The sequence below is a fragment of the Sediminicola luteus genome (assembly GCF_002514735.1).
Taxonomy (GTDB): Bacteria; Bacteroidota; Bacteroidia; order Flavobacteriales; family Flavobacteriaceae; genus HQA918.
Window position 1 is genome coordinate 402,100 of record NZ_NBWU01000004.1, and the last position, 19,750, is coordinate 421,849.

The following is a 19,750-nucleotide window of genomic DNA, read 5'->3' on the forward strand; positions in this document are numbered from 1 at the left end:
TCTGATTTATGCAAGTAGAGCAAAAGAACGGATCGGTTAACTTTAAATAAAGCAAAACCGAGTTGGGTGTTATAGAAACCAAGCTTTGAAAAGTTTTAAAGTTTTTCAATACCGAGCCCAGCCTGAATTCGCTTGACATCTAAACCCAAGAAGATGAACGAAAGAAGCCCTCGTCTACTCAAAATACGACCCGATATACCCAGTTCTAAAATCAGAGCCCAGATGAGTTCGGGCGAATACTTCCAAAATGCGGTATTACGGCCTGTAATCAAATTCCAGAACAACCTTTTGTTGGAAGTTTTCCAGAATTACATCCGAAAGCACAAAAACGCATTTTACAACCTATCCTTTGAAAAACGTCTGGATTATATAGAAAATGCCATCCATAAAGACATCAAGTTCCGTAATAGCCTAAAAGGCATGATTATCGGGCAGTTTACCGTAGAAGAATACGGGGAATATATCAAAGATAGTTCGGCCCTAAATAAACGTATGATGGGCATGGTCATTGAACGCCTAAAAGATCAGGTGCAATATTTTGAGGCTGAGGAATTTGTATTAGGCTAATCCAAAAGCGACTCTCCATTCAGGTCCGTAGTCAGAATGGCACTCATCAAGTCTAAAAAGGGCCGTATAGCCTCAAAAGCAGCATTGACCTGATTTTGAAAATTGGCCGATACTACCGCTTTGTCACTAAAGTTCTTAACGAATATGAATTGTTTTTTACGGATCAGCTCAATATCCGGATGTTCTTTGGAAAAGCCTTTCGGTGCTGTTTTGACCCCATCGCCCTGCAATTCGCCCCAAGCTTTCTTTAAGGCAGGGTTCGCCAACACTTCCTTGAACTCGCTGGCATCTAGTTCCAATTCTTTACGGATGCGTAACAAATCTGCTTTCTCTGGGGCCCAAAAACCTGTTGCTATAAAACTACCGCCAGGTTGTATATGCACATAGTACCCCCCGCGTAAAGCCGCACCGGCCCTCACAAAATGACCCGAAAGATGCATTTTATAGGGCGTTTTATCGGCTGAAAAACGTACGTCGCGGTAAATACGGAACATTTTCAGCTTTTCAATAGCGTCATGCACTTCCATTTTGGCCTGTAAAGTCTCCATAAAGCCTTTCACCTCCCCAAGGGCGGCATGGTAATCGGATTTATGTTCCGTAAACCATTCTTTATGGTTATTGGCCTTCAATTCGGTTAAAAACCCTAAAGTGTCTGCTGAAATTCGAGTGGTACTATCCATACACAAATCTACTATTTTAAGTTAAACTTAACCCTATTTCGCTTTACCCTATCAATTTAATAGATAATTTTGGTCGGTAGAAAAATTGTAACTAATCAGTGTCGCAGGTTTTGAAGCGAGAAATAGGGATTTTGGGTGCTGTTGAAGTGATTTTTTTCAAAGCATAGCACCGCTATGTGAGAAAAAAAATCACAAAAACAGAGCGCAAAAGACCATTTCGTAGCCAAAATAGGGGACTCTGATTAGTTACTAAAAATTAAAGATGGAGAAAAAGGAAATCCTGACGCAAATCCGGGTACAAAAGAAGTTACCCAATTTAAAATACGGACTAAAAAAGGAGGCCGAAGCCTTTACCGACCGCTTGTTCCATACCCTTTTTGATGCCGAGGCCGATCTGGAAAATGAATTGGACACCCTTGCAACTCAATTCAGTACCTTGGTCGCCCTGGCCTGTTGGGAAACCGGCAAAAGCTGCCACGAGACCTGGGACACCTATGTAAAAGGGTTACCCCAGATTCTGAGTAAACTCAATGCCGATGCCGCCGCCATCCATGCCTGTGATCCCGCCTCCCTATCGCTTGAGGAGGTCTATTTGGCCTATCCCGGCTTTTTGGCCATCGCAGTATATCGTTTGGCCCATCCGTTGTACTTATTAGGGTTTCCGTTAGTACCCCGCTTGATGACGGAATATGCCCATCGCGAGACCGGGGTAGACATACATCCGGGTGCCCAGATTGGGGAATCGTTCTTTATTGATCATGCCACAGGAGTGGTAATCGGACAGACCGCCGTGATACACAACCATGTAAAAATATACCAAGGGGTTACCTTAGGCGCCTTGTATGTAGATAAAGATCTGGGAAACACCAAACGCCATCCTACCATAGAATCGCATGTAACCATATACGCCAATGCTACCATTTTAGGGGGCGATACCGTTATCGGTAGCCACAGTACCATTGGTGGTAACGCTTGGATTACCCAATCGGTGCCCCCACATTCCAAAGTTTACCACAACGCCCAAAATTCCATTAAAACCAATACCCATGCCTAACGATTTATTGTCTTTGATCGGTAACACCCCTATGGTGCGATCCCGAGTATTGAACACCAACCCGAATGTTGCGGTATATTTTAAATTGGAAGGCCAAAACCCTGGGGGCAGTGTAAAAGATCGAGCCGCCCTCAATATGATCCAAACCGGCTTGGCAACAGGTAACATAGACCAAAACACCAAATTAATAGAGGCTACGAGCGGTAATACCGGAATCGCCTTGGCCATGATCGCGCGTTCCTACGGACTCGATATAGAACTGGTTATGCCCGAAAGTGCCACCAAAGAACGGGTACAGACCATGCGGGCCTATGGGGCCAAAGTTACCCTGACCCCTGCCGATATCGGTATTGAAGGTGCGCGAGACTATGTAATGGACAAAGTGGCCAGCGATGGTTATGTGATGCTGGATCAATTTGGGAATGCCGCCAATTGGCAGGCCCATTACCAAAGTACCGGGCCCGAGATCTGGGCCGATACCCAAGGCCAGATTACCCATTTTGTCTCGGCCATGGGCACCACGGGCACCATTACCGGTACCGCAACCTATTTAAAAGAACAGAATCCGGCCATTACCATTGTTGGGGCCCAGCCTGCCGAAGGCTCGAAAATTCCGGGAATCCGAAAATGGTCACCCGATTATGTACCGGCTATTTTTGATCCGAGCAAAGTTGACCAAACCCAAGATGTCTCTGCCTCGGAGGCCCAGCAAATGGCCAAAAGAATGGCGCAGGAAGAAGGTATTTTCTGCGGTATTAGTAGCGGTGGGGCCGCCACCATTGCCCTGCGCCTGGCCCAAACCTTGGAAAAAGGATGTATCGTTAGTATTGTCTGTGATCGGGGCGACCGCTATTTATCATCCGATATTTTTTAAACTGAGTTCGATTAATTGGAATAGATAACATATCTGAATTACTTTAGAATACACTCATGTCAGCGCAGTCGAAAGCCTATAAAAGTTCTATGGCAAAAAAAGCCCTTCGACTGCCTGCCTGTCGGCTGACACGGCGCTCAGGAAGACATAGCTCGGCAACTAAGCGTAAAACATGCTGGCTACATACTTATGTTTTTTTGTAGGAAAAGATTAAAAAAAAGGCGCCGAAAATCAGTTCACCACAACTTTTTAGACTTCCACAACAAAGTGGCTTCCGTTAAACGATTTTACGTCAGAAAAAGGGATCTGCCTCGTTTTTATTACCGAATATTGTCCCATAAAAACCTACGTAATCGCTTATGGCCCTGTTTAGAATACTGCCATGGAAGGCCCTTGTCGTGCTGTCATATCTTTTATTGATTTGCCTAATCGTGTTAAACTTTTATGGCTTGTACAGTAATCGATTTTACTTTTTTAAGTTCGACAATTACATCTTACCCCTACTAGCGGTAGTACATTTCATCTATTTGTTCGTAATCCGTTTTAAAATCCGGGAAATGGAATACCCCGACCCCCAAATGCGTAATTTGGAATATGTGTTATACATTATCCTATCGGTATATGTATTCAAAGCTTTCGATACCCTGTTTACGGTATTGAGTTATAACGATTACGACCACCATTTGATCCCGGAAACCTTTCTCCCCATCGGTATCACCATATTTATCTTGTATCTAGTGCTCATGTACGTTACCTTTTCGCTCTTTTTGTTCCGAAAAGAACATATCGGTGCCTATGATTTTGAAAGCCTTAACGAAAAAATTGATCCCTGGCCTTGACCTACTTATGCAGGGAATCACCAAGCCTCGACATCTGTTGGGGCTTTTTTTATACTCTAGAATAATGGATATTAATGTAGGTTTTCACCACCAATCGCTTCTGGATGCCCTTGGAACCACCATTTTTCTTGGTTAAAGAAACCACCTTCCGAAAACTTTTGGGCAACAGAAGGCCTCAACAATTTCTAGAACAAACTTTTGGCCAATACCCTCCCCCTAGCCACACCAAACCTAGCCAAACCCAATAAAGTCCACTGTAAGGAAAGGTTTAAAGTTCCGGCAAATCCACCACAAATAGGCATAAGGGGTACTTTATCATAGATCGTGATACTTTGGTGAACCCTTTTTTGTTGTATTGCAAACAGCTATGCCCTTGAACACGGAACCCATGAAGCAGATCCTTATTATAGAAGACGACCCGGCCATCGTAGAATTGCTTGAAATACATCTTCAAGACCAATTTTATACCACCTCCAAGGCCTTAGATGGCATTTTAGGCTTGGACATGGCCCTAAAAGAATCATTTGATCTAATTATACTGGACTTGAACCTACCCGGAATGGATGGTGTAGAGGTCTGTAAACGTATCCGGGTCGAAAAAGAGGTCCCCATTATCATGCTTACTGCTAAATCAGAGGAAATCGATAGGGTGTTGGGCCTAGAGATCGGTGCCGACGATTATATCACCAAACCTTTTAGCGTTCGCGAATTTATGGCCCGGGTTAAAGCCGTTATGCGCCGCTCGGGCAGTAAAAAAAGGAAAGAAGATTCGTCAAGCGTTATGGATTACAACCACTTATTGATCGATATAGACAAACGGAAAGTGGTATTGGAAGGCAACCGTATCGAACTATCGCCCAAAGAATTCGAGCTATTGGCTCTAATGGCGGCCCATCCGGGTAAGAACTACAGCCGTACCGAATTACTGAACCTCATCTGGGGCTATAATTTTGAAGGCTATGAGCATACGGTCAACTCCCACATCAATCGGCTTCGCGCCAAAATCGAAAAAGACATGTCGCATCCGCAGTATATACTGACCAGCTGGGGTGTTGGCTATAAGTTCAACGAAGACATGACCGCATAATGGAAAATCAGCATACCCTTACACCCAAACTTATTAAGAAACTATGGATCGCTTTTACCACGCTTATCCTTTTAATGGGACTGAGTTACGTATTGATCACAGCCTATTTTGCCAACAAATACAACCAGCGGATCATTCAGCAGGTGAACTGGAACGTGGCCCAACACGTTATTGAGGAAAAATTTGCCGAGACCCCACCCTTTCTGGAAGACGGCAGCGTCAACAAAGCCCTTTTCGGTGACTTGATGCACGATATGATGGCCGTAAACCGGGGCATAGAGGTGTATCTTTTAGACCCGGAAGGCACCATACTCTATTCTGTGGTATTGGACCATGAAAAAGGAGCGCCGGTGCGCAAGATAGACCTGGCCCCTGTTCAAGAATTCCTGGGGCAAACCGGCGATAAAATCGTTCTGGGCGATGACCCCAGGGGAATGGACCAACGTAAGATATTTTCGGCCGCACCTTTTGAGGTAGATGGTAAATCGGGTTATATCTATATTATTTTAGCCGGAAAGGAGTTTGACCTGATCAGTAGCAACCTCTTAGGCTCCTATTTTTTAAAGCTAGGATTGGGTACTACCCTACTCACTATGCTTTTCGCGGCCTGTATAGCCTTGCTCAGCATTTGGTTCCTGACCAAGAACCTACGCGAGATCATTAAGATTATTAAACAATTTCAGGAAGGCGATCTTAAGGCGCGTATCCCTGATCCCGAAAAATCGGATATTGCCCCTTATGCACTCTCTTTTAACGAAATGGCCGATACCATAGTAGACAATATTGAAAAAATACAATCGGTCGATAGTCTACGCCGGGAATTGATCGCCAATGTTTCGCACGATCTCCGTACCCCTTTGGCCATCATGAAAGGGTATGTAGAGACCATGGTCATGAAAAAGGACAGCCTACCGCCGACCGAAATGGAGCGTTATTTACAAACCACCCACGACAGTACCGAAAGATTATCACGATTGATCGATCAACTCTTTCAATATTCCAAACTGGAAGCCGAGCAGGTGAGCCCCCAAAAAGAACCTTTTTCCATTAAAGAACTGTCTTATGACCTGATTGCCAAATTCAAGGTTTTGGCCGAGAAAAAGGGAATAGACTTGCATTTAGAATATTCCGATACCAATTATATGGTCTTCGCCGATGTGGGCCTTGTTGAACGTGCCATTCAAAACCTGTTGGAAAATGCCTTAAAATACACTCCGGCCCAAGGCGCGGTAACCCTTTGCCTTAAAAAACTAGGGGAACAGGTAGAAGTACGCGTTACCGATACGGGTGTGGGAATTGCCCAAAACGAACAAGCCCATATTTTTGATCGCTACCGCCAATTGCCTACGGCCGACAAAAAAATGGGATCAGGTTTAGGTTTGGCCATTGTCAAAAAAATCATGGACCTACACCAAACCACCATAACCGTTTTAAGCAAACCCCAAGAAGGCAGCTCTTTTGTGTTTCAATTACCGGCCTATTCATAAGTACTGCTGCAAACTCAGTCCATAACAATGGCCAAACATCAAGGATTCTAGGCTCTTAGTATTGAGCCTAGGTTGTACTTTTAACTTCCGGTTTAGCTACGGGCGTATCCCCTTTATCTATATGGGTTTCCATAGTACTTTAGTATTTACTATATTTCCAAACCAAACATTCTTTCATTTTCCTTAAAAATTGGTGGCATGGTTTAAGGAATCTCTAAAAATCACCCTGCGGATTAATCCTAGGGTGCTATGAAAGGGTCTAGAGGAGTATAAACTTTATCCGAAACCAAGGAAACCATGCGTAAGACCACCAATTACCTGATTCCCCTACTTTTTTGTGCCGTTTTTGGCGGTAACGCCCAATCACCCAATATCATTTTGGTAATGACCGACGATCAAGGTTGGCTAGATGCCGGCTTTAACGGCAATACCGAAATACAAACACCCCATCTCGATAAAATGGCCTCCGACGGCATTATTCTAGATCGATTTTATTCCGCCTCGGCCGTATGTTCCCCAACCCGGGCCAGTGTGGTCACTGGCAGGAATCCGTTGCGTATGGGTATTCCTAACGCCAATACGGGGCACCTAAAAACACAGGAATTGACTTTGGCGGAAATATTAAAAACCCAAGGTTATGCCACCGGACATTTCGGAAAATGGCACTTAGGTACCCTGACTACACAAGAAAAAGATGCCAACCGCGGGGGTCAGGAAAAAAACGCTCAGCATTTTAGCATACCTAGTATGCACGGCTACGATACCTTTTTCTGTACCGAATCTAAAGTACCGACCTACGACCCTATGCGGGTACCTCAAAGTTTTGATGCCGGTGAAAGCAAACGCTATGGCTGGAAAGCCGTGGAAGGCCAACGAAAAGATACCACCTACGGCACCTTCTATTGGGACGGACACGAACAAAAGGTCACCCAAAACCTGAAGGGAGACGATAGCCAGGTTATTATGGATCGTGTGATTCCTTTCATGGAAATGTCGGTAAAGGCCCAAAAGCCATTTTTCAGCACCATATGGTTCCATACACCGCATTTACCAGTAGTGGCCGATAGCGCCCAACGTGCCCAATACGCCAAACTCGATTTGAGGAAACAAATCTATTACGGTACCCTGACCGCCATGGACCAGCAAATGGGACGCTTATGGGAAAAATTGGAAAAAATGGGGGTGGCCGAAAACACCATGATATGGTTTTGTAGCGATAATGGCCCCGAGAACCGTACGCCCGGAAGCGCTGGCAAATTCAGGGCCCGTAAAAGAAGCCTGTACGAAGGCGGAGTTAGGGTACCTGCTTTCGTCATTTGGAAAAAAGTACTACAAGGTGGTAGTAGGAATACCACTCCCATGGTTACCAGCGACTATTTACCTACCCTATTGGAGGTTTTAAACATAAAGTACCCGAGCACACATCCGTTGGATGGGGAAAGTGTTTGGACAAATCTTTCAAAAGGAAAGCATGAGCGAAAAAAACCGATAGGCTTTTTATACGGCAACCAATATTCTTTGGTGAACAACCGCTATAAATACCTGAGCCCTGATAAGGGTAAAACCTATGAATTATACGATTTGATCAACGATCCGGAAGAAAAGCATAATATTATTTCAGAAAACCGGGCCTTGGCCCAAAAAATGCACGCCGAACTCAACTCTTGGATGGTGGCCGTAGATGCGAGTGCAGCGGGTAAAGACTATAAATAACCGTCAAACCTATTTTATGAAAGTCATCCCTTTTAGAATTTTTACGGCCATCGCGCTTTTGGGAGTGGTATTGTTTTCTTGTAAGGAAGCCCCTAAGACCGAAGCTCCGGCCAAAAAGCCCAATGTGGTCTTTATTTTTGCTGACGACCACAGTTACAACGCCTTAAGCAATTTAGGCGCAGATCAAGTGTACACCCCCAATTTGGATCGATTGCGAAAAAACGGTACCGATTTCTCCCACACCTATAATATGGGCGGCTGGAACGGGGCCATCTGTGTTGCCTCTAGAGCCATGATCAATACCGGACAATATATATGGAACGCCCGCCGTACCGATTCCTTGGTGCGTAAAGGCCAACCCACGAACCCATACTGGAGCGAGTATATGCAACAAGCCGGGTACGACACCTATATGACCGGTAAATGGCATGTATCGCGTAAGGCCGAAGAATTGTTCAATACGGTGGGTCATGTACGTGGTGGTATGCCCCGAAGCGTAAAAACAGCCTACAACCGCCCTTTAAGTGTTAACGATACTGTTTGGAAATCTACCGATACCATAAACGGTGGCTTTTGGGCCGGCGGCACCCATTGGAGTGAGGTCGTGGCCAACGATGCGCTTCAGTTCATTGACAGTGCCAAGACCAAAGAGAATCCGTTTTTTATGTATTTGGCCTTTAACGCCCCACATGATCCGAGGCAAGCGCCGCAGGAGTATTTAGATAAATATCCGTTGGATCAGGTAGCCGTTCCAGAGACTTTTTTAGAGGAGTACCCTTATCACGAAGAAATGGGTGCGGGCAAAAAGTTACGTGACGAGCGCTTGGCTCCCTATCCGCGTACCCCCTACTCCATTCAGGTACATCGCAAGGAATATTATGCCCTGATAAGTCATATGGACACCCAAATCGGTAAGATCCTCGATGCTTTGGAAGCCACGGGCGAAATGGACAATACCTATATCGTGTTTACCGCCGATCATGGTCTATCCGTGGGCCAACATGGCCTTTTGGGTAAACAGAATATGTACGACCACAGTGTACGGGTACCCTTTTATGTAGTGGGCCCCGATGTACCAAAAGGAAAAACCATAGATGCCCCCATTTATTTACAAGATGTGATGCCTACTACCTTGGAATGGGCCCAACAAGCCATACCCGAGCATGTTGAATTCAGTAGCTTGGTACCTTTGATCCAAGGTAAGGGCAAGGCCCATTTACCCTATATCTACGGGGCCTATACCGAAAACCAACGTATGGTACGTACCGACAGTCATAAACTGATATGGTACCCCAAGGCTGAAAAAATACGTCTATTCGATTTGAAAAAAGATCCCTTGGAAGAAAACGATGTGGCCGAAGATGCCAATTATGCCGAGGTCAAAACCGATTTGATCGAAAAATTACAGTCTTTACAGCAAGACATGCACGATCCCATTCCCACTATCGGGAAATAAACAACGGATCAGAAACCGTTAGATGGGCGTACCGACTCTTCCCTAGTGTCGTTACGTCCATTCTTCTTTTTCCCAAAACTATAATTCATTTTGAACCACAAAGGAAGGGCCGGAAGGGCCACATCACTCGCCTGGGTGGTATAAAAGTCCGAAGCGGTCTTAGTGGTCGTATAGGAATTGAATCGTTTGGCAAAGGGTAGGCCAGAATTGACCGCAAGGGTAAAATTCTTGTTAAGGGCCTTTTGTATGGAGACAAAGTAAAGTACATCGGCCCGGGTTTTCCCTTGAAAATTGATCCGAGGGCTATTGGCCGAGGCATTTAGCGCGAATTGCCAACCAGTTGCCCTACTATAGAGTAAACTGCCCCCGCCCTCAATAACCCATCCTTCTCGTGTTGAACTATCGGTCAAGGCTTTTAAGGGTTCGGTATGGTCATAAGAGGTTTTTATAAACCCGCCAACATCCATATTTTTACCCAAGGCGATTTGGGTATTGAGAAAAGCCCCAATACTTTGCCTTGCTCCAAGGTTCATTGCCTGATCCAAAAAATAACCTTCGGGTTGTATATGGGTATATAGCCCCTGTACATCTTGGGTATGGCCATAAAACAAGGCCCATTGATACCTATTGTCATTTTTGGCATAACTATATTTTGCCTCCACATAATGGTTTATGGCCGGTCGCAATTCCGGATTGCCTCTTTGAATGGTTACGGGATTATGGAACTGCGGACTCGGGTTTAATTGATGCCACGATGGTCTAAAGAGCTTTTTGGCATAGGTTACAAACAGTTTCGCCTGCTTTATATCGTGCTCCAAAACCAAGGTCGGTAACACATTGAAGGTTCTGTCGGAAACTTGGGCCTGACCTAGACTTGTTCTAGCAAATTCCCCTCGTGTTCCGATTTTAATGCCCCAGTTTTTCCACTTCTTCCGATATTCGATATACGATGCCCCAACCCATTCCTTGAAATCGAAACTTTGGAATACCGGATCGTTCAAATGGCGATACCTAAAGTATAACCCTGCCTTAAGCCTTCCTTTTTCCTTGAGATCATAGCCCGTATCGAAGCGCAGTTTGTAAAAGGTCTGTGCTGTTTCTTGATCGGCCTTTACGGTTTGGTCGGCATACACATAAGCCGTATTTCGTGATGCCCGTAAATCGGAAAATGCGGTGTTGAGACTATAATCCCAAAGCTCATTTTCGCCATTTAGGGTCAGGGCGTGGTATTGCTCGCGATTGGCATCATCATCCCATCGTTCTCCTTGTGCTTCCCAAGTTTCCTCGGCCCTTTCAAGGTATTGCGAAAATGCCCCGATCAGCTCATTTGAAAAATAGGTGTAGGTTCCATAATAATCCAACCGCCATTGCTTTGAAAACGGATACGATAGCCCAAAGTGACCTGTTTGGGCCGTATTCCTTTGGTCGTATTCCATATGCGATTGCCAGTATACGTCTTGGTCAAAAATGGTCTTGGATTCCTTATTTTTCTGATCCAGATACACCCATTCCCCATTATAGGAAGCGAAAATGTCGAGTTTACCCATGCTATAGCCTAAGTCCAAAGACGGAAAGGCGTATACCAAGTCGGATCGGGTTGGGATATCTACCACAAGGTTCCCATAAAGGGACTCCACATTCGCCTTACTGACGATAAAATTTAAAACAACCCCTACATCCGCTGCAACACTACTATCATTTTCCAAAACCTCGACCCGTTTTACAAAGGCCATATCCAAACGTTTGAGATAAGACAAGGGACGATCCACCCCATTCACCCTAACCCTTAGGTTACCGGTACCCTGATAGCGGATCGTTTTATTCAAATCCACCGTAATACCTGGGATAAATTTCACCACATCGGTCGCGGTAAAACTATTGGCCTGTACTTCTTTGTTTATGGTATAGGAGGTAACCCCCATACCCGTAGTATTTCGGTCTACCTCCGCAATTAGCACCACTTCATCCAAGGTTTCGGCAGAGGGGCTCATCCAAATGGTTGTAGGCGGCATTTTGGGGTTAAGCTGCATCGTCTCTTTACGGGTCGCATACCCCAAGGACGAAAAAGTTAGGGTATATTTTCCCAAATGCAAGGGGCCCAAAGAAAACACCCCCTTTTCATCGGTAATACAGCCTTTCCATTCACCCGCAATTTCCGTAACCACATTCACAAAGGGTAACGGACTTAGTGTAGTACTATCCAAAACCTTTCCATTTAGCCAAACTTCCTCTTGGGCTTGGGCTACACTAAAACTGAAGACCAGCAAGGCGATACCCAAAAATCCTTTTTTAAAAAGCATATCCATCACTTGATTTTTGTACAAAGTGAGGGCCTACGGATTCTTCGCGCAATTTTATGTGATGGGAGTCGTGTTTTTGTTACTTATGGAGCAAAAAGCTAAAAATATGGGCTGAAATGCAAGGAATTTGGTTTGGGTGACTAACCCAGTTTTTCCAATACCGTATCGAATTCGGTGGTTTTGTTGCGGGAAACGGGAATCTGTGCATCTATGTTCGTTAACCGTAAACGATAGCCCATACTGTTTCCGCTTTTAGCTTCTATTTTATACAGGTTGACCATATAGGAACGGTGCGATCGGTAGATAAAGGGAAAATTTTTTAACTGGGCCTCCATTTTGTTCATACTTGAACGAAGTAGCTTATGGGTCACCTCCTGTCCAGAATCGTAAAACAATTTGACGTAATTCCCCTCCGCTTCCAAATAAATGAGATTTTCGGGATCTATGTCCAAGAACTCCTTTTTTAGCTCGGATCGGATTCTTATGCTTTGGTTTTTTGTTGGTGTTCCAGCTTCTTTAGAGAATTTGAAATGGCCGTACCACCATAAAATAAGTACGGGTAAAGAGCCTCCTAAATAAGTATTACCCATCGAGTCAAAAAAAGTAGCCCAATGCCATCTGGAATTCGGATGGGCCTCTAGGGCAAATCCGAGAAAATAGCCCACAACACCACCGAAGCTTAGGACCAAAACCATAAAGAGTAAGGCATTGCCCAGGTTATATTCCCGCAAGTATTTACGAAGTAAAAACAGAAAAGGGATCAAGGCCAAAACAGAGCCCAATACATACATGGCCAAAACCGGATAATATCCAAATTTCTCCGAGGTATTAAAAAACAAGGGTTTGTAAATAGCCACAAAAAGAACGGATAGCAATCCAAAGCCTAAAGCCCCCTTAAGCGGGTGCATAAGCATATAGTGTGGGGGCGTTTTTCGCTTAAAAAAATTTAAATAGCTTGTTATTCCCATACTTATCAAAAGTAAGGCGAATACTGAAAACAAAACATATTTTTAGCCATATGATGGTCTAAACTACTTCCTATGCCGTTTTTCCAAGACCTTTTCAATATCGGCAAGGGAATAGCCTTTGGCCTGTAGTAAAATCAAATAATGGAACAACAGATCGGAGGACTCTTCCAAAAAGAGGTGGTCGTTTGTATCCATCGCCTCGATAACGGTTTCTACGGCTTCTTCCCCCACTTTTTGGGCCACCTTATTGATCCCCTTTTGGAACAAGCTGGAAACATAACTCGGTTTCCTGCCACCGGCCTCATGGTCTTCGGCCTGGGCTTTTCGCTGGGCGATAACCTCTTCTAATTTGCTTATAAAACCGAAAGAAGGGGTATTGGCCTCAGCCCAACAAGTATCCGTGCCTTTGTGGCAAGTAGGCCCTTGCGGGTGTACTTTTATCAGCAGGGCATCTTGATCACAATCCAATTTAATATCGGCCACCAACAAATAGTTTTCACTGGACTCCCCTTTGGTCCAAAGACGTTGTTTGGAGCGGCTGTAAAAAGTGGCCTTACCTGATTTTTGGGTTTCGGCCAGGGCCTCGGCATCCATATAACCCAACATGAGAACATTTTTGGTGGTTACATCTTGTATTATAGCGGGCACCAAGCCGTCTTTATATTTTTGGAAATTTACGTTCATAACTGATGGGTTTGCTTAACTTTCGATACGTACCGCTACTCCGGCCGCGTTTAAATTCTCTTTTAATTCGGGGATTCCGATTTCCTTGAAATGGAACACACTGGCCGCTAGGGCCGCATCGGCCTTACCTGCGACAAAGGTATCGGTAAAATGCGACATATGGCCCGCACCACCCGAGGCGATTATGGGTATATTCACCAATTCGGACAACTGGGCCAAAGCTTCATTGGCGAAGCCATTTTTGGTGCCATCGTGATCCATGGAAGTGAACAAAATTTCGCCTGCACCTCTTTTTTCCACTTCTTGGGCCCAGGCGAACAAATCGAGTTCGGTGGGTACCTTACCCCCTACCAAATGTACTTTCCATTGGTCGTCGATCTGTTTGGCATCAATGGCCACTACTACACATTGGGCCCCAAATTTTTCGGAGAGTTCATTTATCAATTCCGGGCGTTTTACCGCTGCGGAGTTTATGGAGACTTTGTCGGCCCCGTTCCGTAAGAGGATGTCGACATCTTCCACAGCAGAGATACCACCACCAACCGTAAATGGGATATTGATTTTCTGGGCCACCCGTCGTACCAGATCCGCTAGGGTACGTCGGCGTTCCTCTGTGGCCGAAATATCGAGAAATACCAATTCATCGGCCCCGGTTTGGGCATAAATGGCCGCCAGTTCCACGGGATCTCCCGCATCGCGCAGGTCTACAAAATTGACCCCCTTTACGGTTCTACCGTTTTTAATATCGAGACAAGGGATAATACGTTTCTTTAACATCTTAACTTAATTAATTTTCGCACAATGATTTAAGTGTGAAGTACCAAGTTTTAGGTACGAAGTACGATTTTCGAAGTTCGAGGTTATTAATTACATATTCTTTTTAACTGTTTTAATAGAGGCCACTATTATGGCAAGAACTTGATTCGCCTCACTTAACAAATCTTCTATTTTCTGATTACGCTCGGGAATTACCTCGGCAAACAGCTCCAACCAATATATGGTTTCATCAGCCTCTTCTTCTACAATTTTTAACTTATTTAAAAAATCCGCTGTGCTTTTAGCCCTTTGAGCTGCACGGTAATTGGCCCCTACGGAGGCCGAACAACGTATAAGCTGTCTTGCCCAAGCATCATATTCACGGGATTTGGGAACGTCTCGACAAAACAACCAACAGGCTATCGCTAGTTTTTTTGTTCGTTGTTTTAAATCTTGCATAACCGTTTTTCTTTATATTTTCATTTCCTCTTTTAATTTCCCGCTATAATTACGAGGTTCTAAGTACGAAGTACGAGGTTAAAATTCTTTGTGCATTAATCCTAAACCAGCAAAACTTTCGAATTGAATGTGATTGTTGTCGTTTTATTATCTTAATTTAATTCTATATGTTCTATTCTCTCTATTCTATCCCCAAATTCGTACTTCCCACTTCGTACTTCCGACTTCGTACTTCCCACTTCGTACTTCCCACTTCGTACTTCCCACTTCGTACTTCCCACTTCGTACTTCCCACTTCGTACTTCCCACTTCGTACTTCCGACTTCGTACCTCCCACTTCGAACTTAGACTACAGTTCCAATCCGTCATAAAACCCTAGGTCTTTACTCTTGAGTGCCTTTACGTAGAAAGCTATTTGTCCCGTATGGTAGGAATAATGCTCTATGGCATGAAACACCATGGCCAACCCAGAGTAATGATAACATTGTACTTCTTTTTTAGTTTCGTAGGCCTCATCGGAAGCTTCCAAAATCTTGGTTTTAGCTTGATCGACTACCTGACGTAACATTTCCAACAGTTCTTGTTTCGAAAGACCGGTTTTGGCATCAAATTCTTGGTCGCGCTCCCTTGTATCGCGTTCCCCGCCCAATCCGGAAATCACATATTGGGTTATGTTTCCACAAAGATGCAAAATCAGATTGGCTATACTATTCGATTGGGCATTCGGTCTTTGCCAAACCTCCTCGTCTGAGATATGGGTAAGTGCCTTTTGGATCTTTTCGGTATTCTCATCGAGCCGGGCCAAGGCCTGTGCTTTAAAATCGATCAACAACGCACTCATGAGATGATGTAATTTTCCAATTGTTTTAAAGAAATGCGGTTTTCGTAAATCGCTTTTCCAATGATGACCCCTTCACAGCCCAATTCGGCCAGTTTGGGTAGCTCATCAAAAGTAGAGATACCCCCACTGGCAATTAGTTTGGCCTTGGGCGTTCGCTCCAAAATCTCGGTATACAAGGCAAACGATGGCCCTTGTAGCATGCCGTCTTTGGCAATATCGGTGCAGATAACATAAGACACACCCTGATCGCAATATTGGTCAATAAAAGCTACCACATCTTCATTAGACGACTCTAACCAACCTGAAACGGCCACCTTTCGGTCTTTGGCATCGGCCCCAAGAATAATACGGTCGGCCCCATGCTTCTCTAACCAGTTGATAAAAGTATCGGGTTGTTTTACCGCTATACTGCCCCCGGTAATCTGTTGGGCCCCACTCTCAAAAGCGATATGCAGGTCCTCGTCGGATTTGAGTCCACCCCCGAAATCGATTTTAAGATTGGTTTTGGACGCGATGGTCTCCAACACCTTATGATTGATAATACGTTTTGATTTGGCTCCATCGAGATCTACCAAATGTAGGTATTCAATACCATGATCCTCGAACATTTTGGCCACCTCTAACGGATTTTCATTGTACACCTTTTTGGTATCGTAATCCCCTTTGGATAGGCGAACACATTTTCCTTCAATTATATCTATGGCTGGGATAATTCGCATAGGTCAGTAATACGTTGATTTAAAATTTATCTTCTTGAATTCTTTTAAACATCCAAACTTCCGGGTCATTGGGTCGTTCAAAACCGAATTGTTGGTACAGTCCGTGGGCATCTTTTGTTTTTAGCCCCACGCCCCTCACCTCTTGTAAGGACGGATGGTCTAGTATCGATTGGATTAAAAATTTTCCCAAACCCTGGCCTTGGTATTCGGGTGAAATGAACACATCCATCAACCAGGCAAACACCACATAGTCGGTTGCGATCCGGGCAAAACCTAGCTGCTGGCCACTCTCCTTTTCAAACAAACCAAAACATAAAGAGTTCGCTATCGCCTTTTGCATACGTGCTTTGCTCCGCCCTTTGGCCCAATACGATTGGTCGCTCAAATAGGCCTGGATAAAATCGAAATCCAAACGGCTTTTGTCGGTATCACATTCGTATATACTTGCCAAATTGCTCATTTTTATAGCGATAGAAAATTAGCCAAGATACGCTCGCCAATACCCCCACTCTTTTCTGGGTGGAATTGCGTCCCATAGAAATTGTTTTTACCCAATGCCGCCGAATACCATAGCCCATAGTTGGTTTGGGCAATCGTATCGGCTCCTAGGGCCACATAATAACTATGCACCATATAAATATCGGAAGCCTCGGTAACCCCAGTAAACAAAGGACCTTTTAGGTTTTCGATGGCATTCCATCCTATTTGGGGCACTTTTACCGAATCGGGAAAACGGACCACCTTTTCCTCAAAAATACCGAGGCCATCGGTATCGCCTTCCTCAGAATGGGCACACATGAGTTGCATACCCAAACAGATACCCAAAACCGGTTGTTTTAATATGGGGATCAAAGTATTGAGCCCGCTGTGTTTTAGCTTGGTCATAGCCGCCTGAGCGGCACCGACACCCGGAAAAATAACCTTATCCGCCCCACTTATGGCATCGATATCGTGGGTTACCTTGCCTGAATAGCCCAAACGTTCGAGTGCAAAACAAACACTCTGTACATTACCGGCCCCGTAATCTATAATAGCGATTTCCATATTATAACACCCCTTTTGTTGAAGGTAAGACCATTTTCTCTGGATCTCGTTTTACGGCCATTTTTATGGCTTTGGCCCAGGCCTTAAAAATGGCTTCGATCTTATGATGCTCGTTGGTACCTTCGGCCTTAATATTGAGATTGGCCTTGGCCCCATCTGAAAAGGACTTAAAGAAATGGAAAAACATTTCGGTGGGCATTTTACCTACCATTTCCCGTTTAAAATCGGCTTCCCAAACCAACCAGTTACGCCCTCCAAAGTCAATGGCCACCTGGGCCAGGCAATCGTCCATGGGTAAACAGAAGCCATACCGTTCTACCCCAAGTTTGTTACCCAAGGCCTGGGCAAAACACTCGCCCAAGGCAATGGCCGTATCTTCTATGGTATGGTGCTCATCGACCTCAAGGTCGCCTTGTACCTTAATATTTAGGTCCATTTGCCCGTGCCGCGCCAATTGATCTAACATATGGTCAAAAAAAGCAATGCCCGTATCTATTTCCGACTGGCCGCTACCATCGAGATTTAGCCCGATTTGTATTTGGGTCTCATGGGTATTGCGCTCGAGCTGGGCGCTACGGGATTCCAATTTCAAGAAACGATAAATAGCCTCCCAATCGTTGCTCTCCAAGGCAATGTACTCTTGAAGTTCATTTTCAGAAGATTCGGTCTCCCCCATGCCCAAATGCGTATTGTCGTTGATAAAGATGCCTTTGGCCCCCAAGTTTTTGGCCAGTTCTACATCGGTCAAACGATCGCCGATCACAAAAGAATTCTCTAAATCGTATTCTTCAGAAAAATAAGAGGTCAACAAGCCCGTACCGGGTTTACGCGTTGGGGCATTGTCTTTAGGAAAAGTACGGTCGATAAAGACCTCGGAAAAGACTACACCCTCATTTTCAAAGGCTTTAAGTATAAAATTATGCACCGGCCAAAACGTGTCTTCCGGAAAAACCGAGGTGCCCAAACCATCTTGATTGGTAATCATGACCAGTTCGTAATCCAATTCCTTGGCAATCTTACCCAAATAAGTAAACACTTTGGGGTAGAATACCATTTTTTCGAAGGCATCGATCTGTTCGTCAACGGTTTCCTTGATTATGGTGCCGTCGCGATCTATAAACAATACTTTTTTCATTTTAGGCTATCGATTTTAATGCTGTTATCAATTTTCGATTCTCTTCCGGGGTACCCACGGTAAAACGAAGTGTATTTTCACATAAAGCTTGGGTGGTCCTATTCCGAATTACTATCCCGGCCGCCAACAATTGGTCGTAGCGTCGGTTGGCATCGTCTACCCGGGCCAACACAAAATTAGCGTCGGAAGGGAAAACCTCGGTTACAAACGGAATAGCCCCTAGTGCTTGTTCCATCACATTTCTTTCCGAAAGAATGTTTTGAATTTCTTGGGCTACCCCTGCCCTATCCTGCAAACGTTCCAGTGCTTTTAATTGGGTCAACTGGTTTACGTTATATGGGGGTTTAATCTTATTGAGTATCGCAATAATTTCTAGAGAAGCCCAACACAATCCCAATCGGATACCAGCCATACCATAAGCTTTGGAGAGGGTTTGTGTAACTACCAGGTTCGGGTATTTGTACAATTGGGAAACACAACTCTCTTGATTGGAAAAGTCGATATAAGCCTCATCTACCACTACGATTCCCTTAAATCCGCTTAGTAAATCATGCATAGATTTCGTATCGAAACTATTGGACGTTGGGTTATTGGGCGAACAAAGAAAAAGTAATTTACTTTGGGGGCTTTGCGTTTCGAGGATTTTCGATACCTGCGGCTGAAAGTCAGCATTTAGGGTAATTTCGGTAACCCCAACATTATTGATACCGGCCAATACCTGATACATACCATAGGTGGGCGGAAGGGTTATGATATAATCCTGCCCCGGTTCACAAAAAGCCCGGAATAAGAGATCCAAAACTTCATCGCTACCATTGCCCAATAACAAATGATCGGCCGGAGCGCCTTTAATGTCCGCTAATACATTTTTTACGGAGCGCTGATAAGGATCAGGATAGCGGTTTACACCCGATTCATAGGGGTTTTCGTTAGCATCGAGAAAAACCATTTCCGACCCATCCGAGACATATTCGTCACGGGCCGAGGAATACGGTTTTAGATTTTTAACGCTTTCGCGGGTGATTTTATCTAGGTTGAAATTCATTTTGTTTTTGTTCTAAAGGGTCTTCGACTGCGCTCAGACTGA

20 protein-coding genes are annotated in these 19,750 nt (G+C 44.6%); 8 read left to right on the forward strand and 12 right to left on the reverse strand.

Annotation, left to right across the window (positions count from 1 at the left end; all coding sequences use genetic code 11):
• Positions 1-153: 153 nt before the first annotated feature.
• Positions 154-567 carry a glyoxalase gene (locus tag B7P33_RS14075; protein ID WP_097443011.1) on the forward strand — a complete coding sequence of 138 codons (414 nt, stop codon included), beginning with the start codon at positions 154-156 and terminating at the stop codon, positions 565-567.
• Here the strand turns inward: B7P33_RS14075 and B7P33_RS14080 are convergent.
• The gene (locus B7P33_RS14080; protein WP_097442648.1) at positions 564-1,247 is read right to left on the reverse strand and encodes a DUF2461 domain-containing protein; all 684 of its coding nucleotides are present in this window, start codon (positions 1,245-1,247) and stop codon (positions 564-566) included. The genes B7P33_RS14075 and B7P33_RS14080 overlap by 4 nt on opposite strands.
• A gap of 262 nt (positions 1,248-1,509) precedes the next feature.
• Between B7P33_RS14080 and B7P33_RS14085 the strand changes: the two genes are divergently transcribed.
• The 7 genes from B7P33_RS14085 (at position 1,510) to B7P33_RS14115 (ending at position 9,757) form a co-directional block, all read left to right on the forward strand.
• Positions 1,510-2,301 (forward strand): serine O-acetyltransferase, encoded by a 792-nt coding sequence (locus B7P33_RS14085; RefSeq protein ID WP_097442649.1) that lies wholly within the window; start codon positions 1,510-1,512, stop codon positions 2,299-2,301.
• Complete coding sequence (gene cysM, locus B7P33_RS14090) at positions 2,294-3,175, forward strand: cysteine synthase CysM (RefSeq protein ID WP_097442650.1); 882 nt, start codon at positions 2,294-2,296, stop codon at positions 3,173-3,175. Before B7P33_RS14085 ends, cysM begins: the two co-directional genes overlap by 8 nt.
• Positions 3,176-3,732: 557 nt before the next feature.
• The gene (locus B7P33_RS19680) at positions 3,733-4,014 is read left to right on the forward strand and encodes a hypothetical protein (RefSeq protein WP_245871801.1); all 282 of its coding nucleotides are present in this window, start codon (positions 3,733-3,735) and stop codon (positions 4,012-4,014) included.
• Between the two features lie 388 nt (positions 4,015-4,402).
• A complete protein-coding gene (locus B7P33_RS14100) occupies positions 4,403-5,101 on the forward strand; it encodes a response regulator transcription factor (protein ID WP_097443013.1) in 699 nt (232 codons plus the stop codon).
• The gene (locus tag B7P33_RS14105; RefSeq protein WP_097442652.1) at positions 5,101-6,588 is read left to right on the forward strand and encodes a HAMP domain-containing sensor histidine kinase; all 1,488 of its coding nucleotides are present in this window, start codon (positions 5,101-5,103) and stop codon (positions 6,586-6,588) included. Before B7P33_RS14100 ends, B7P33_RS14105 begins: the two co-directional genes overlap by 1 nt.
• A gap of 297 nt (positions 6,589-6,885) precedes the next feature.
• Positions 6,886-8,301, forward strand: a complete 1,416-nt coding sequence (locus tag B7P33_RS14110; RefSeq protein WP_097442653.1) for a sulfatase-like hydrolase/transferase — start codon at positions 6,886-6,888, stop codon at positions 8,299-8,301.
• Between the two features lie 16 nt (positions 8,302-8,317).
• A complete protein-coding gene (locus B7P33_RS14115) occupies positions 8,318-9,757 on the forward strand; it encodes a sulfatase-like hydrolase/transferase (protein ID WP_097442654.1) in 1,440 nt (479 codons plus the stop codon).
• An 8-nt stretch (positions 9,758-9,765) separates the two neighbouring features.
• On the opposite strand, the gene B7P33_RS14120 is transcribed toward B7P33_RS14115, so the two are convergent.
• The 11 genes from B7P33_RS14120 to hisC form a co-directional block, all read right to left on the reverse strand.
• The gene (locus tag B7P33_RS14120) at positions 9,766-12,063 is read right to left on the reverse strand and encodes an outer membrane beta-barrel family protein (protein WP_097442655.1); all 2,298 of its coding nucleotides are present in this window, start codon (positions 12,061-12,063) and stop codon (positions 9,766-9,768) included.
• A gap of 134 nt (positions 12,064-12,197) precedes the next feature.
• A complete protein-coding gene (locus tag B7P33_RS14125) occupies positions 12,198-12,965 on the reverse strand; it encodes a LytR/AlgR family response regulator transcription factor (protein WP_172435959.1) in 768 nt (255 codons plus the stop codon).
• A gap of 123 nt (positions 12,966-13,088) precedes the next feature.
• The gene (gene hisIE, locus B7P33_RS14130) at positions 13,089-13,709 is read right to left on the reverse strand and encodes a bifunctional phosphoribosyl-AMP cyclohydrolase/phosphoribosyl-ATP diphosphatase HisIE (RefSeq protein ID WP_097442657.1); all 621 of its coding nucleotides are present in this window, start codon (positions 13,707-13,709) and stop codon (positions 13,089-13,091) included.
• Positions 13,710-13,724: 15 nt separating this feature from the next.
• On the reverse strand, positions 13,725-14,486 hold the full coding sequence (gene hisF, locus B7P33_RS14135; RefSeq protein WP_097442658.1) for an imidazole glycerol phosphate synthase subunit HisF: 762 nt from the start codon (positions 14,484-14,486) through the stop codon (positions 13,725-13,727).
• A gap of 90 nt (positions 14,487-14,576) precedes the next feature.
• Entirely contained in the window at positions 14,577-14,924 is a 348-nt protein-coding gene (locus B7P33_RS14140; RefSeq protein WP_097442659.1) for a four helix bundle protein, read from the reverse strand.
• Positions 14,925-15,273: 349 nt separating this feature from the next.
• Positions 15,274-15,765, reverse strand: a complete 492-nt coding sequence (locus B7P33_RS14145) for a DinB family protein (RefSeq protein ID WP_097442660.1) — start codon at positions 15,763-15,765, stop codon at positions 15,274-15,276.
• On the reverse strand, positions 15,762-16,484 hold the full coding sequence (gene hisA, locus B7P33_RS14150) for a 1-(5-phosphoribosyl)-5-[(5-phosphoribosylamino)methylideneamino]imidazole-4-carboxamide isomerase (RefSeq protein ID WP_097442661.1): 723 nt from the start codon (positions 16,482-16,484) through the stop codon (positions 15,762-15,764). The genes B7P33_RS14145 and hisA overlap by 4 nt, the downstream gene beginning before the upstream one ends.
• A gap of 19 nt (positions 16,485-16,503) precedes the next feature.
• A complete protein-coding gene (locus B7P33_RS14155; RefSeq protein ID WP_097442662.1) occupies positions 16,504-16,944 on the reverse strand; it encodes a GNAT family N-acetyltransferase in 441 nt (146 codons plus the stop codon).
• A 2-nt stretch (positions 16,945-16,946) separates the two neighbouring features.
• On the reverse strand, positions 16,947-17,528 hold the full coding sequence (gene hisH, locus B7P33_RS14160; protein ID WP_097442663.1) for an imidazole glycerol phosphate synthase subunit HisH: 582 nt from the start codon (positions 17,526-17,528) through the stop codon (positions 16,947-16,949).
• A 1-nt stretch (position 17,529) separates the two neighbouring features.
• Positions 17,530-18,663 (reverse strand): bifunctional histidinol-phosphatase/imidazoleglycerol-phosphate dehydratase HisB, encoded by a 1,134-nt coding sequence (gene hisB / locus B7P33_RS14165; RefSeq protein WP_097442664.1) that lies wholly within the window; start codon positions 18,661-18,663, stop codon positions 17,530-17,532.
• 1 nt (position 18,664) lies between these two features.
• The gene (gene hisC, locus B7P33_RS14170; protein ID WP_097442665.1) at positions 18,665-19,708 is read right to left on the reverse strand and encodes a histidinol-phosphate transaminase; all 1,044 of its coding nucleotides are present in this window, start codon (positions 19,706-19,708) and stop codon (positions 18,665-18,667) included.
• Positions 19,709-19,750 lie beyond the last annotated feature (42 nt).